Origin of the sequence: Caballeronia sp. Sq4a (assembly GCF_023170545.1) — a bacterium.
In the GTDB taxonomy this organism is placed as follows: Bacteria; Pseudomonadota; Gammaproteobacteria; order Burkholderiales; family Burkholderiaceae; genus Caballeronia.
Genome location: NZ_CP084253.1, coordinates 160,001 through 174,027, shown reverse-complemented (window position 1 = coordinate 174,027; position 14,027 = coordinate 160,001). Strand labels below are relative to the sequence as shown.

At 66.0% G+C, this 14,027-nt stretch carries 10 protein-coding genes; 5 read left to right on the top strand and 5 right to left on the bottom strand.

Features of this window, described 5'->3' with window-relative positions; all coding sequences use genetic code 11:
- Positions 1-21: 21 nt before the first annotated feature.
- A complete protein-coding gene (locus LDZ24_RS25310; protein ID WP_248324632.1) occupies positions 22-936 on the bottom strand; it encodes a tetratricopeptide repeat protein in 915 nt (304 codons plus the stop codon).
- Between the two features lie 558 nt (positions 937-1,494).
- Between LDZ24_RS25310 and LDZ24_RS25305 the strand changes: the two genes are divergently transcribed.
- Positions 1,495-6,363, top strand: a complete 4,869-nt coding sequence (locus LDZ24_RS25305) for a response regulator (RefSeq protein ID WP_248324631.1) — start codon at positions 1,495-1,497, stop codon at positions 6,361-6,363.
- A 1-nt stretch (position 6,364) separates the two neighbouring features.
- On the opposite strand, the gene LDZ24_RS25300 is transcribed toward LDZ24_RS25305, so the two are convergent.
- Both LDZ24_RS25300 and LDZ24_RS25295 read right to left on the bottom strand, forming a co-directional pair.
- Positions 6,365-8,161, bottom strand: coding sequence for a phosphodiesterase (locus LDZ24_RS25300; RefSeq protein WP_248324630.1), 1,797 nt, complete (start codon positions 8,159-8,161; stop codon positions 6,365-6,367).
- Positions 8,162-8,279: 118 nt separating this feature from the next.
- On the bottom strand, positions 8,280-9,398 hold the full coding sequence (locus LDZ24_RS25295; RefSeq protein ID WP_248324629.1) for a 3-deoxy-7-phosphoheptulonate synthase: 1,119 nt from the start codon (positions 9,396-9,398) through the stop codon (positions 8,280-8,282).
- Positions 9,399-9,565: 167 nt separating this feature from the next.
- On the opposite strand from LDZ24_RS25295, the gene LDZ24_RS25290 reads away from it, so the two are divergent.
- The 4 genes from LDZ24_RS25290 to LDZ24_RS25275 all read left to right on the top strand — a co-directional run bounded on the left by LDZ24_RS25290 (position 9,566) and on the right by LDZ24_RS25275 (position 11,977).
- Positions 9,566-10,240 (top strand): HAD family hydrolase, encoded by a 675-nt coding sequence (locus LDZ24_RS25290; protein WP_248324628.1) that lies wholly within the window; start codon positions 9,566-9,568, stop codon positions 10,238-10,240.
- Between the two features lie 75 nt (positions 10,241-10,315).
- Positions 10,316-10,708 carry a hypothetical protein gene (locus LDZ24_RS25285; RefSeq protein ID WP_248324627.1) on the top strand — a complete coding sequence of 131 codons (393 nt, stop codon included), beginning with the start codon at positions 10,316-10,318 and terminating at the stop codon, positions 10,706-10,708.
- Positions 10,705-11,607, top strand: coding sequence for a DMT family transporter (locus LDZ24_RS25280; protein ID WP_248324626.1), 903 nt, complete (start codon positions 10,705-10,707; stop codon positions 11,605-11,607). Before LDZ24_RS25285 ends, LDZ24_RS25280 begins: the two co-directional genes overlap by 4 nt.
- Positions 11,608-11,815: 208 nt before the next feature.
- Positions 11,816-11,977, top strand: coding sequence for a hypothetical protein (locus LDZ24_RS25275; protein ID WP_175945321.1), 162 nt, complete (start codon positions 11,816-11,818; stop codon positions 11,975-11,977).
- Positions 11,978-12,044: 67 nt separating this feature from the next.
- On the opposite strand, the gene LDZ24_RS25270 is transcribed toward LDZ24_RS25275, so the two are convergent.
- Both LDZ24_RS25270 and LDZ24_RS25265 read right to left on the bottom strand, forming a co-directional pair.
- Complete coding sequence (locus tag LDZ24_RS25270; protein WP_248324625.1) at positions 12,045-12,662, bottom strand: hypothetical protein; 618 nt, start codon at positions 12,660-12,662, stop codon at positions 12,045-12,047.
- 56 nt (positions 12,663-12,718) lie between these two features.
- The gene (locus tag LDZ24_RS25265) at positions 12,719-13,855 is read right to left on the bottom strand and encodes a porin (protein ID WP_248324624.1); all 1,137 of its coding nucleotides are present in this window, start codon (positions 13,853-13,855) and stop codon (positions 12,719-12,721) included.
- Positions 13,856-14,027: the final 172 nt, after the last annotated feature.

Here is a 14,027-nt window from a genome sequence, read left to right as displayed (position 1 = left end):
CGACGCGGTCAGCCATGCGGCTCACGCGGACGGCTTGCGCGGAGCGATCAACGTGTCGACGCTCGTCTGCACGCCGGGACGCGGCTGCGCGCGCGGCAACGCGAGCGTGGCGTTCAAGGCGCTCTGCAGACCTGCGTCGTCGGGCTTGAGCGATAGCGCCTGACGCAGCGCGCCCTCCGCTTCGTGCGCCCGGCCAGCCGCGAGCAGCACGAACCCGAGACCGCGGCTCGCTTCGAAAAAGACAGGGCGCAAAGCCAACGCCTTCTGAAACTGCGCCTCGGCGTCACGCAGGTCAAAGCGACGGTGCGCCACGTTGCCGAGGCCGCAATGCGCTTCGGCCGATTGCGGATTGATCGCGAGCGCCCGGTTGAACGACGCCTCCGACTCCGTCAGCCGTCCCGCCGCGCAAAGGATGTCGCCCATCCACAGATGGCCTTCTATCACGTCAGGCGCCAGGTCGATGCCGCGGCGGCACGCCGTCTCCGCTTCGGGCAGGCGGTTCTGCATGAAGCGCGTCTGTCCGAGCGAGACATGCGCCTGCGCGAAGTCCGGCAGTCCGGCAATGGCTTCCGAAAACGCGTTTGCCGCGTCGTCCAGGCGTTTCTGCGCCTGATACGTGCAGCCGAGCACGAACTTGGCCATCACGGAATCGGGTCGGAGCGACAGCGCCTTGTTCAACGTCGCCTGAGCTTCTTCGATCCTGCCGTCGTCGAATGCAACGAGAGCAAGATTCACCAGAACCTCGGCGGAATCGGGTTGCAGCGCGAGTGCCTGCCGAAGCATCTGCTCCGCTTCCGGCAGTCGGCCCAACAGGCGTAGCACGAGTCCCAGATTATTCGTCGCCGCGAGTGAATTCGGGCGAAGCGCAAGTTCCTGGCGAAGCATGGCTTCACGTTCGGTCAGGCTCGTCATGACGGATTGGGTTGACTGGTTCATGAGCGTTATATGCAACGAATTGAAATGAAGCCGGTTGCTTTTTCGATAATGCTGAATGAGCGCCCGCAAATACGAAGCGCGAACCGGCAATAAGCGGAGAGGGGGAAAAGCGCCAGGTGCCGCATCCGACGGCCTGATAGCGGCTGGATCCGACGCCCGTCGCACCGGGGGAAGCGCGCGAATGATCTGAAAAGCGATTCAATCGACTTTCACAAATCGCGTTATGCGTTTTTCCCGATTCGCGAAGAAAAGAACGATAACGGATTCGATCGAGTATAGTGCAAAAATATATGTCGAATTAGAAAGCCGGCCGCAAAGCGAGCGCGAAAAGAATTCAAAATAAATAGCCGCGAGGGGCAGCCGCTTCCGCCTGACCGCGTCCCGGTCACGCACCTTGCTAGAGCCCTGCGAACGTGCATGCCGGAGCGGACCACAGCCGTTTCCGTGCGAGAATCCGGAAGCCCATCCGGTCGCGCGTTTCAGTCAGCGTCATCCCAAGACACGCCTTTCAACCCCATGCCGCTTGGTCGAGCGACCCAGCGAGGAGATTCAGCGTCGATGACTCCCGAGAATCTGCCCCCGGACACGAGCGCCAGCAGCCTCGACCCCAGCTTTCTGCTCGGCGGCGGAGAAATGGGCGTGCTCATCCGGAGCTTCGACTGGACGCAGACCTCGCTCGGCGCGCCGGAGCACTGGCCGCAGAGCCTGAAGACGGCCATTCGCATCATGCTGACCTCGCGCCAGCCCATCTGGATCGGCTGGGGTCACGAGCTTCTCTTCTTCTATAACGACGCCTACCGGTCGATCATCGGCGGCAAGCATCCACAGGCGCTCGGCCAGCCGACTTCGGTCGTGTGGCGGGAGATCTGGGACGACATCGGGCCGCTGCTCGACACGGCGCTCGCCGGCGTCGAAGGCACCTTCGTCGAACAGAAGCTGCTGATCATGGAGCGCAACGGGTTTCCGGAGGAGACGTACTACACGTTCTCCTACAGCCCGATTCCGGACGACCGAGGCGGCGCGGGCGGCATCATCTGCGCGAATAGCGACGACACGCAGCGTGTGCTGGGCGAGCGGCAACTGACGGTGCTGCGCGAACTGGCGACCTCCGCCGCCGATGCGCGCACCTGGCGCGAGGCCTGCGAGCGCTCGATGAACGCGCTGAAAAGCGCGCCGCGCGATCTGCCCTTCGCGCTGCTCTACGCGGCCGGCCCCGGCAACGAGACGGCGACGCTCGTCGGCGCGTGCGGCATCGCGCCGGGGCATCCGGCGGCGCCCGCGACGCTGAACGCCGATGAGCGCGAGCCCTGGCCGTTTCAGGACGCGCTGCGGGAAAACCGCGCGCTGCTCGTGACGAACCTGCATCAGCACGTCGGCGCGTCGTTGCCCACCGGCGCGTGGAAGGCCGCGCCGACCACCGCCGTGATGGTCCCGATCGCCCCGACCGGCGAGACCGGTCATGCGACCGTGCTGATCGCGGCGCTCAATCCGTATCGACTGATCGACGACGGCTATCGCACCTTCATCAATCTCGTCGCCGGACAGATCGGCGCGGCGATTGGCTATGCGCACGCCTACGACGAAGAGCGCCGCCGCGCCGAGGCGCTCGCGGAAATCGACCGCGCAAAGACGACGTTCTTCTCCAACATCAGCCACGAATTCCGGACGCCGCTCACGCTGATGTTAGGCCCGCTCGAAGAGATGCTCGCGGAGCGCGGCCGCGTGCCGCCCGAAGACATGCGGCTCGTCGAGATCATGCATCGCAACGGCATGCGGCTGCTCACGCTCGTCAACGCGCTGCTCGATTTTTCGCGCATCGAGGCGGGCCGCATCGAGATTCATCGCCAGCGCACGGACATCGCCGCGTTTACCGCCGAACTCGCGTCGCTCTTTCGCTCGGCCATCGAGACGGCCGGGCTTACGCTTCGCACCAACATTCCCGATACGCCGGTGCTCGCCGACATCGACCGCGACATGTGGGAAAAGGTCGTGATGAACCTGCTGTCGAACGCGTTCAAGTTCACCTTCGAGGGCAGCATCGAGGTGGCGCTGTCCGTGCGCGGCGGCGTGATCGAAGCGAGCGTGCGCGATACGGGCATCGGCATTGCCGAGCACGAGCAGGCGCGCGTCTTCGAGCGGTTCCATCGCGTGGCCGGCGCGGCGGGCCGCTCGGTGGAAGGCAGCGGGATCGGGCTCGCGATGGTTCAGGAGCTCATCAAGCTGCACGGCGGCAGCATTGCGGTGTCGAGTCGCCTCGGCGAAGGCACGTGCTTCACCGTGACGCTGCCCGCCGCGCAGGAAAACGCAGCAACGCGCGCCGACGCCCCGCGCGCCGAGGCCAGCAGCCGCGCGCGGTCTTTCGTCGATGCCGCATTGCGCTGGGCGCCGGATGAGGACGCCGCCGCCGACGCGGCCGCGCTCGACGTCGCGGACCTCGACTCGCCGCTCGCGGAAGCGGCGGAAGCCGCCGCGCCATCGGATGCGTTGACGGGCCGCGTGCTCGTGGTCGACGACAACGCCGATCTGCGCGATTACATGCGCCGTCTGCTCGCCGCCGCGGGCCACGACGTGAGCGTCGCCGCCGATGGCCGCGCCGGGCTCGACGCGGCCGTCGCGCTGCGTCCGGACGTGATCGTCTCCGACGTGATGATGCCGCGCCTCGACGGCTTCGGCCTCTTGCGCGCGCTGCGCGACGACGAGACGCTGCGCGAGACGCCGGTCGTGCTGCTATCGGCGCGGGCGGGCGAAGAAGCGCGCGTCGGCGGCCTCGAAGCGGGCGCGGACGACTATCTGACCAAGCCGTTCTCCGCGCGCGAACTGCTCGCGCGCGTGGCGAGTAACCTGCGGCTGTCGCGACTGCGCCGCGAGACCGAGCAGCGACTGCGCGAAGAGTCGCGCGTGCTCGAAGTGCTCAACCGCGTCGGCACCACGGTCGCCGCCGAACTCGATCTCTCGCGCGTCGTGCAGGTCGTGACCGATGCCGCCACGGAGCTGACCGGCGCCGCGTTCGGTTCGTTCTTCTACAACGTGCTCGACGACGAAGGCGGCAGCTACACGCTGTACGCGCTTTCCGGCGCGTCGAAAGACAGCTTCGCGAAGTTTCCGATGCCGCGCAACACGGCCGTCTTCGGGCCGACGTTCGGCGGCCACGGCATCGTGCGCTCGGACGACATCACCAAAGACCCGCGCTACGGCCATAACTCGCCGCATTTCGGCATGCCGAAGGGCCATCTTCCGGTGCGCAGCTATCTCGCGGCGCCGGTCGTCTCGCGCACGGGCGAAGTGCTCGGCGGCCTTTTCTTCGGTCATCCGGAGCCGGGCGTATTCACCGCTCGCGCCGAGCGCATCGTGAACGGCGTCGCGGCGCAGGCGGCCATCGCCATCGACAACGCGCGCCTGTTCCAGGCGGCGCAGAACGAAATCGCCGAGCGCGCCAAGGCGCAGGCCGCGCTGCGCGATCTCAACGAGACGCTGGAGCGCCGCGTGACCGAAGTCGTCGCGGACCGCGACCGGCTGTGGGAACTGAGCGAAGACCTGTTCGTGATCGCGAGCTTCGACGGCGCGCTGTTGCGCGTGAGTCCGTCGTGGTCGTCGGTGCTCGGCATCGATACCGAGCGCCTGCATGCGCGCACGATGCTCGACATCGTGCATACGGACGACCGCGCCGCCGTCGCGCTCGAACTCGACAAACTGCGGGCGAGCGGCGCGCCGGTGCGCTACGAGTGCCGCCTCGGGCGCATCGACAGCGGCTGGCGCTGGATCGCGTGGACGCTTTCACTCGATCCGCGCACGCGGCGCATTCACGGCGTCGGGCGCGACGTCACGGCGGACCGCGAAACGGCCGACGCGCTGCGGCACACCGAAGAAGCATTGCGCATGGCGCAGAAGATGGAAGCCATCGGCAAGCTGACGGGCGGCGTCGCACACGACTTCAACAACCTGTTGCAAGTCATCGGCGGCAATCTGCAACTGCTCGCGAAAGACGTCGCCGGACAAGACAAGTCCGAGCAGCGCGTGAAAAGCGCGCTTGCCGGCGTGGCGCGCGGCGCGAACCTCGCCTCGCAATTGCTGGCGTTCGGGCGGCGCCAGCCGCTCGCGCCGAAGGTCGTGAATCTCGGCCGCTTCGTGCGCGGTCTGGACGACATGTTCCGTCGCGCGCTCGGCGACGGCATCGAAGTAGAGACGATCGTATCGGGCGGCTTGTGGAACACGCTCGTCGATCCGTTCCAGGTCGAGAACGCGCTGCTCAATCTCGCGATCAACGCGCGCGACGCGATGAACGGGCATGGCAAGCTGACCATCGAGGCCGGCAACGCATCGCTCGACGAGACGTATGCGATGCGCAACGCCGACGTCGCGCCCGGCCAGTACGTGATGGTCGCCGTCACCGATACCGGCTCGGGCATGTCGCCGGAAGTGCAGGAACGCGCGTTCGAGCCGTTCTTCACGACCAAGCGCGAAGGTCACGGCACCGGCCTCGGCCTGTCGATGGTGTACGGCTTCGTCAAGCAGTCGGGCGGGCACGTGAAGGTCTACAGCGAGGAAGGCCACGGCACGACGGTGCGCCTCTACTTGCCGCGCGCGCGGCAGGAAGAAGACCTCGAAACGAACGTCGACGCGGGACCGGCGAAAGGCGGCAGCGAAACGATTCTGGTGGTCGAAGACGACGAGGAAGTGCGCGCGACCGTCGTCGATCTTCTCGCGGACCTCGGCTATCGCGTGCTGCGGGCGAAGGACGCGCAGAGCGCGCTCGCTATCGTCGAAAGCGGCGTGCCGATCGACATGCTGTTCACGGACGTCGTGATGCCCGGCCCGTTGCGCAGCACCGAGCTTGCGCGCAAGGCGCGCGAGCGCGTGCCGGGCATCGCGGTGCTGTTCACGTCGGGTTACACGGACAACGCGATCGTTCACGCGGGGCGGCTCGACGAAGGCATCGACCTGTTGAGCAAGCCGTACACGCACGAGGCGCTCGCCCGCAAGATTCGCCATGTGCTCGGGCAACGCGCGCGCACCACTGCCTCCTCTGCCACGGATGCCGCCGATGCCGCCACGCCCGAATCCACCGACAGCCTGCGTGTGCTGTTCGTCGAAGACAACGAGATGGTGCGCACCAGCAGCGCCGAGTTGCTGCGCACGATGGGCCTCGATCTCACCGAAGCGGCGAGCGTCGCAGAAGCCCGCGCGCTTTTCGGCGAGCAACGCTTCGACGTGCTGCTGACCGACGTGAACCTGGCGGGCGAATCCGGCGTCGAGCTGGCGAAAGAGACATCGCGTCAGGCGCCGCGTCTGGGCGTCGTGTTCGTCACCGGCTACGACCTCGAACTGAGCGACGAGGAACGGCAGGCGCTCCCGCATGCGATCCGGCTGCGCAAGCCCTATGATCCGCACGCGTTGATGGAGGCGTTGCGCGCGGCGTCGGCGCGCTGATTCATTCGGCTTCGCGCATGTCCATCACCACGAAGCCGCTCGCCTCTTCCTTCGCCGCGCGCTTGGCGACTGCCGCCGTCGCGCTGACGTGGGCGCTGCCGCGCGCCGTGCCCGGTGCTACGCGCACCGCGCCCGCCGAGAAGCGCACGAAGCCGAAAAACGCGGGCCGCGCGAACCGGTCTTCGCCGTGTATGCCGCCGGCGAGGCGTTCTTCCGGCGAGTAAAAGCGCATCACGAGTTCGTCGAACGCGTGCATGGCGCGCGTGACGCGCTCGCGCCAGTCGTCGCTTTGGAAGAGCAGCAAGAAGTCGTCGCCGCCGATATGGCCGAGAAAATCGCGCGTCGGCTCGCAGACCGAGGCCAGCGCGTTCGCGGCGGTCTTCAGCACTTCGTCGCCTTGCCAATAGCCGTAGCGGTCGTTGAAGGGCTTGAAGTGGTCCAGATCGAAGTAACAGGCGACAAAGGCCGAGCCGTTCGCAATCAACCTGTCGATGTGTGAATTGAGCGGCACGTTGCCCGGCAGAAACGTGAGCGGGTTCGCATAACGCGCCGCCTCCACGCGCACTTCGGTCACGGCGCGCACCATGCTCGCGCCGGTCGCGAGCCCCGCATAACGCCCGTTCTCCGTGACGATGAAGCCATCCGAGAGATCGTGCGGATCGTCGTTCGTGAAAAGCCGGGCGATCTCTTCGAGCGTGGAGCCGCGTTCGACGATCAGCGGCGCGAGATGCGCGAACTGCATGCACGGCCGCTTGCCGAACACTTCGCGGTGATACGGCAGCGCGTACTGATCCATGAACGAGCGTCGATTGATGAGGCCGACCGGACGGCCGTCGTCAAGAATCGCCACCGCATGCAGCGACGGCCTCTCGTTGAAGAGGCGCGCGACGTCGTCGTTGCGCGACTTGACGGTAAGCGTCGGCGCTTCGACGAGCATGCGTTCGAGCAGCACGGCGTTCATGTCGGCGGTCGCGCCCGTGCGCGTGCGGGCCGGATAGACCGAAATCTGCGCGGAGCGCAACGCTCGCGCAACGGCATCCGGCACGCGCGCGCTCGGCGTCGCAGCCGGCTTGCCGAGCAGGAAACCCTGCGCGCAGGCAATGCCGAGATCGCGCACGATCTCCAGATCCGCTTCGTTTTCGATGCCCTCCGCGATCAGAAGCGCGCCGCTCGCGTTCGCGAACGCGACCATCGCCTTGACGGCTTCGAACTTGAGCGGATCACGCGCGATGTCGGAAACGAAGAAGCGGTCGATCTTCACGTAGTGCGGCGCGAGCCGCACCCACAGATTCATCGAGGCATTGGCGCTGCCGTAATCGTCGAGCGCGAACTGCGGACCCGACGCCCGCAGCGCGCGCACGGTCGCGCCGAAGCGCTCGGCGTCCGCAATCACGCTTTGTTCGGTCAGCTCGATGACGAGCCGCTTCGCATCCAGACCGCTGTCGCCGGCCAGATAGCCGGGCGTTTCGCGTTCTCCGAGCGCGGCCTCGATGGCGGCCGCGCTGAAGTTGATGAACAGCAGCCCGCTGCGCGCAAGCTGGGCAAACGCCGCGATGCAGACGCGCGCCGCCGCATGTTCCAGCATGACGCCGCGCCGCTCGCGCGTCGCCTGCTCGAAGAGCACGGCGGGCGATTCCTGCGCGCTGCCGGCCGGCCCGCGAATGAGACCTTCATAGCCGATGACCTCGCCGTCCGCGAAGCGCACGATCGGCTGGAACACGGCCGTCAGCGCATTGGACGCGATGAGTTCTTCGATGCTGGGACACGATGCTTCATTGGCGCAGAGGCTGGCGGACATGGGCCTTTCGATGAGCGGGCTATCGTCCTTGGTAACGGTTCGCGTTTCATCAACTTGAATGAAGCTTTCGTGAAGCGATGCCCTGCGCCGGTGCGCCCATGTCCTTTGCGTGCCGTGTCTAGCGCGCGCGGCGGGCGCGCACGGCGGTGGCGAGCAGTTCGAGCACGGGCTCGGTCTGCGTCCAGCCGAGACAGGCATCCGTGATCGAGACGCCGTGCTTGAGCGGCACGCCGGGCTTCAGGTCTTGCCGCCCTTCTTCCAGATGGCTCTCGATCATCACGCCCGTGATGCGCTTCTCGCCCGCCGACAGTTGACGCGCGATGTCCTGCGCGACATCCACCTGACGCAGGTGCGACTTGTTCGAGTTCGCATGCGAGCAGTCGATCATCACCTGTTCCCGCTGGCCGAGCGCGGCGAGCGCGGCGCAACTCGCGGCCACGCTCTCGGCATCGTAATTCGGGCCTTTCTTGCCGCCGCGCAGAATCACATGGCAGTCGTCGTTGCCGCGCGTTTCGAAGATAGCGGCCATGCCCATCTTCGTCATGCCCATGAACGCATGGCTGGCCCGCGCCGCGACGATGGCATCCGCCGCGACTTGCACGCCGCCGTCGGTGCCGTTCTTGAAGCCGATCGGACACGACAGACCCGACGCAAGCTGCCGATGGCTCTGGCTTTCCGTCGTGCGCGCGCCGATCGCGCCCCACGCGATCAGATCCGCGATGTATTGCGGACTCAGCAGGTCGAGGAACTCGGTCGCCGTGGGCAGGCCGAGGCCGCTCACTTCGAGCAGAAGTTCGCGCGCCCGGCGCAGCCCTTCGTTGATGCGAAAGCTGCCATCCAGACGCGGATCGTTGATATAGCCTTTCCAGCCGACCGTCGTGCGCGGCTTCTCGAAGTACACGCGCATGACGATGCAGAGGTCGTCGGAGAGGCGCTCGGCGACGGTCTTGAGACGCCGCGCGTAGTCCATCGCCTGGCCGTGATCGTGAATCGAGCACGGGCCGACCACGACCACGAGGCGGTCATCGCGGCCGTGCAGGATGTCGGCAATCGCGGCGCGGCTCGCCTCGACGAGCGTCTGCACGGCGGGCGTGACCGGCAGTTCGTCGAGCAGGAGCGCGGGCGAGATCAGCGGACGCACCGCGCCGATGCGCGTGTCGTCGATGCGGGTGGTGTCTTGCGTGGAGTCGGCCACGCCGGCTTCCTGGTCGCGGGCGGGATTGTCGATGCGGCTCAATGTAGGCTCCGTCATGCGTTGTCTAAGCGTGATATGCGCGCGCGATGCGGATTTCGCGCGCGATTGCGGTCTTTCGTTGCGAAGTTCGATTATCGCATTGATGACGATGCGCGCGAACGCGAGCCGCGATCGGTGCGTATGATGGTGCTTCATCCAGGGAGAACACCATGCGAATCGAAACGTCGTTTCTCTTCGACCTCGACGGCACGCTCGTCGACAGCGTGTATCAGCACGTGCTGGCGTGGAAGGAAGCGCTGGATGCGGAAGGCATCGACCTGTCGGTGTGGCGCATCCATCGCAAGATCGGCATGAGCGGCGGGCTCTTCACCAACCAGTTGCTGCGCGAAACGCACGGCGAAATCAGCGCGGAACGGGTGGACCATCTGCGGCGGCTGCATGCCGAGGCGTATCAGCGGCTGCGCGCGCAGGTCTGCCCGCTGCCGGGCGCGCGCGAACTGCTCGCCGCGCTGACCGAAGCCGGCACGCGCTGGGCCATCGCGACGAGCGGCCGCATGGAGACCGCGGCGGTGAATCTGGAGGCGCTCGGCGTGGATGCGTCGAAGCAGGTCGTCGTCACGCGCGACGACGTGAAGTACGCGAAGCCCGATCCCGATCTGTTCCTTGCGGCAGCGGAGCGGCTGAACGTGCCGATCGAACATACGGTCGTCGTCGGCGACAGCATCTGGGACATGCTCGCCGCGCGCCGTTGCCGGTCGCTCGGCGTCGGTCTGCTGTCGGGCGGTTATGGCAGCGACGAGCTCGAACGCGCGGGCGCATTGCGCGTCTACGAAGACCCGGCGGATTTGCTCGCGCATCTGGACGAAGTGGCCGCGCGGCCGTAGGCATAGGCATAGCCGCGTCGTCGAAAAACCGGGGAAGCCGTGCGAGAATCTTGCGGCCACAGGACCGTCTCGCCCATGCCTTCTTCGATTCGCAATTCGCTCGTCTGGATTTTCGAACCGTTCGAGCGCGACGCCACGTTCATCCGCAAACGCATGTTCGGATGCGACGCCGCTTATCTCGACGGCATGCTGTGTCTCGTCGCGGCGGACCGCGAGAAGCCGTGGAACGGCCTGCTCGTGTGCACGTCGCAGGAACGGCACGCCGCGCTCGTCGATGCCATCCCCGCGCTGAAGCCGCATCCGGTGCTCGGCAAATGGCTCTACGTGGCGCAGGAACATCCGGACTTCGAGACGGTGGCGGAACACCTGACGGCACTCGTTCTCGCGCGCGATCCGCGCATCGGCGTGGAGCCGAAGCCGCGCAGGTCGCGCAGCAAGCGCAAGCCCCAAGACGTCGAACCGACATGACCACTTCCCTCGCCGCGCGCAGCGGCCACTTACCGCTCGCGAGCATCGGCTGCATTCTTGCGTCGATGTTCTGCTTCGCCATCGTCGATGCGCTCGCGAAGATCGTCGCGCTACAGTATCCCGCCAACGAAGTGACGTTCTTCCGCATGCTGTTCGGCCTCATGCCCGCGTTAGCGATGTGCTGCACCGGCACGCGGTCTCTCGGCGAACGCATCCGGACGCTCGACCTCAAAGGCCAGACCGTGCGCGCGCTGACGTTGCTCGGCGCGTCGGCATTCTTCTTCGCGGGGCTGCCGTACATGCCGCTCGGCGAAGCGGTCGCCATTGCTTATTCGGAGACGTTGATCGTGGTCGTGCTCGCGCCTTTCCTGCTGCGCGAAAGGATGACGGCGCGCGGCGCGTGCGCCGCCTTCGCGGGCTTCGCCGGCGTGCTGCTCGTGGTGCGTCCCGGCGGCGGCGAATCGCACTGGCTCGGGCCGCTGTTGCTGCTGTGCTGTGCGTTGTTCGGCGCGCTGTCGCTCATTCAGATCAAGCGGATTCGCGCCACGGACGATTCACGCACCACGGTCTTTTTCTTCTCGGCGGTCGGCACGGTCGTGACCGGCTGCACGCTCGCGTTCAAGTGGAAGACGCCGACGCTGCACGCGCTCGGCGTCATGGCGCTCATCGGCGTGTTCGCCACCGCGGGGCAACTGCTGTGCACGGTCGCGTATCGCCGCGCGGATGCCGGCGCGCTGGCGCCGTTCAACTACACGAGCATCGTGTGGGCCGCGTTGTTCGGCTATGCGGTGTGGGGAGAAGTCATCGCGCCGCTGTCGCTCGCGGGCATCGTGTTGATCGTCGGCAGCGCGATCGTCGTCGCGTGGCAGCGCAAGTTGCCCGACGGCCCCAACGCATGAAGCGCGCTTCCAGACAAGCGCGGCGAAGCACGAACGGCCGGGCACGGGCAAATTCGCAACAGCGTCACATGGACATGGCACGCTGTCTTTTTGCGCAGGTACACTGCCGAGCGCAGTTCCGTAGTTCTCCATGTGACCTGTGACGTGCGATGCCGGCAAACGACCGTTCGCCGCTCCGCCGTCCACCACTTTTTTCTGCGAGCTTCCGATGAAAACTGCCGTTAAAAAGACTCTCGTTCTGTTCGTGCTCGCGGCGTTCGCTGCGCCTACGCTGTCGTTCGCTGCGGCCGAATATCCGGCCAACCAGAAGCGCCCCGCTTACAGCAAGACGCATAAGCATCACAAACATCACAAGAAATCGGCGGAGTAAGCCGGAGTCGATCAAGTACTTAGCGAGGCGGCCGCTGATCACGTAGGGTCAGCGGCCGCTTTCGTTTCTAGCCCGCATCCCCCGAGCTAATCACCGACTGCATGCTCGTCAGGAGCTTGCGCAAATAGCGAAGCAGTCCGACCACGTCGCCGAACGCGATAAAGCCTTCTTGCGCGCCTTCGCCCATCAGAGGCTTGCCGTCCAGTGTCTTGTCGATGACGAGGCCGCCGTACGCCGCATGCGGCATGTACTCGTTCTCGGCGATATGAAAGCGGTCCCCGTTCACCGCCGCATCGCGCAGACGCATGAGGAACTGCACTTCGGGCGTACGCGAATTCGACAGCCGGTGCACATCGAAGAAATCCGCCACCGCGAGAATCGCGTTCGTGCAGGGCACGTGCAGCGCGAACGCCATGCGCTCACGCGCGTCGTCGAATGTCGGCCACGCGGGAACGTCGTCGGACGGCTCATGCTTCATCGGCATGCCGTCTTCGCTGTGCGTGTGCGCTTCCGGCCGCGCATGGCGATGCGCGAGCAGCCGCGCGACCGCGCTCAGGTCCGGCGCGCGCTCGCCGTGATCGATCCAGTCCACGAGCAGGCCGGCGTGCGTGTAGAGCGTCATCAGTTGCGCGTCGATGAACGCGACACCGAGCCTGCAAGGGTCATGATGTGCCGTATCGGGCATGGTCGTCTCCGGTTTTTGATGCCGGAGACGCAAAATCCGCACCCGCGCCCGGCGCGTCAGAACAGGTTGCGCAGTCCGACCGATACGCCCGTCTGGTTCGACCGGCCCGGCAGTTCGACCACGCCCGCGCCCGTGACCTTGTTGAAGTCGACGGTGCCATACACTTCCGTGCGCTTGGAAAGCGCGTACTCCGCGAGCGCGACGCCCGTGTAGCGATTGCCGCTGCCCGTCGCGCCGCCGCCGATGGCCGCGTTCTTCATGTGGTCGTAGTAGAACGCGCCGGTGAGCAAGAGCGCGGGCGTCACTTGCCACGTCACGCCGCCGAACGGGCCGTCGTCGCGGCGGCCGGAGCCCTTGAGAATATCGACGCCCGCGACCAGATTGCGCTGCGCGAGCACGCTGTCCACGAAGCCCGTGTCATCGGTCGAATGCAGATAGCCGACGTACACTTTTGCCGGCCCGATGGCATAGACCACGTTGGCGTTCCAGATCTTCTGCTTGTTGCTGGCGTTGTCGCTGTTCTGCTGATAGCCGCCGTCGATGGAAAGCGGCCCGACCGTGTACGACGCGGTGAAGCCGTACATGTTGCCCGCGCCCAGATGGCCCGGCACCTGGCCGGAGAAGCCGCCCGCGCCCGTCGCCGTGGAGTTGGTGCCGAACGAGTACATCGCGCCGAGCGTGAGGCCGCCGAACGTGCCGGTGTACTTGACCGCGTTGTCCGCATAGAGGCCCGCGCCGAGCGCCACCGGCAGCCATGCGTTCTCGAAGTAGTTGCCGACGGTGAGCGGGTCGTAGACATCGCCGAGCATGTCGAAGAGCGGCGTCTTCTGGCGGCCGAGCGTCACCGCGCCGTACTGGTTCGCGAGGCCCACGTAGGCCGCGCGGTTGAATTGGCGCTGGCTGTCCGAGTACTGGCCGTTTTGCAGTTCCACGCCGCTTTCCAGCCGGAACACCGCCTTCAGGCCGCCGCCCAGTTCTTCGGTGCCTTTGAGGCCGAAGCGGCTGTTGGTGACCGCGCCGTTGGTCATGAACACCTTGCCGTCGTTGTTGGCGTTGGCGTTCGTGAGATAGCGCACGCTGACGTCGGCGACGCCATACAGCGTGACCGAGCTTTGCGCGAAAGCGGACTGGCAGGCCAATGCAATGGCCGATGCGGCGAACCCGCTTGCCGCGCGCGAGGTGATCGTCTTCATGAGTGTCTTCTGCGTGTATTTCTATCGATGTGATGCGCTCGTTTTCGGCGCATAGCCAGCGCGCGCTTCGAAAAAAGCACGCGGACTTTTATCACACCAGATATCGCAGTGCACGCATCAATGCAAACAGAAGCTCTATATGTGGTGTTTTGCGCAACGCTTTTCGCACGAG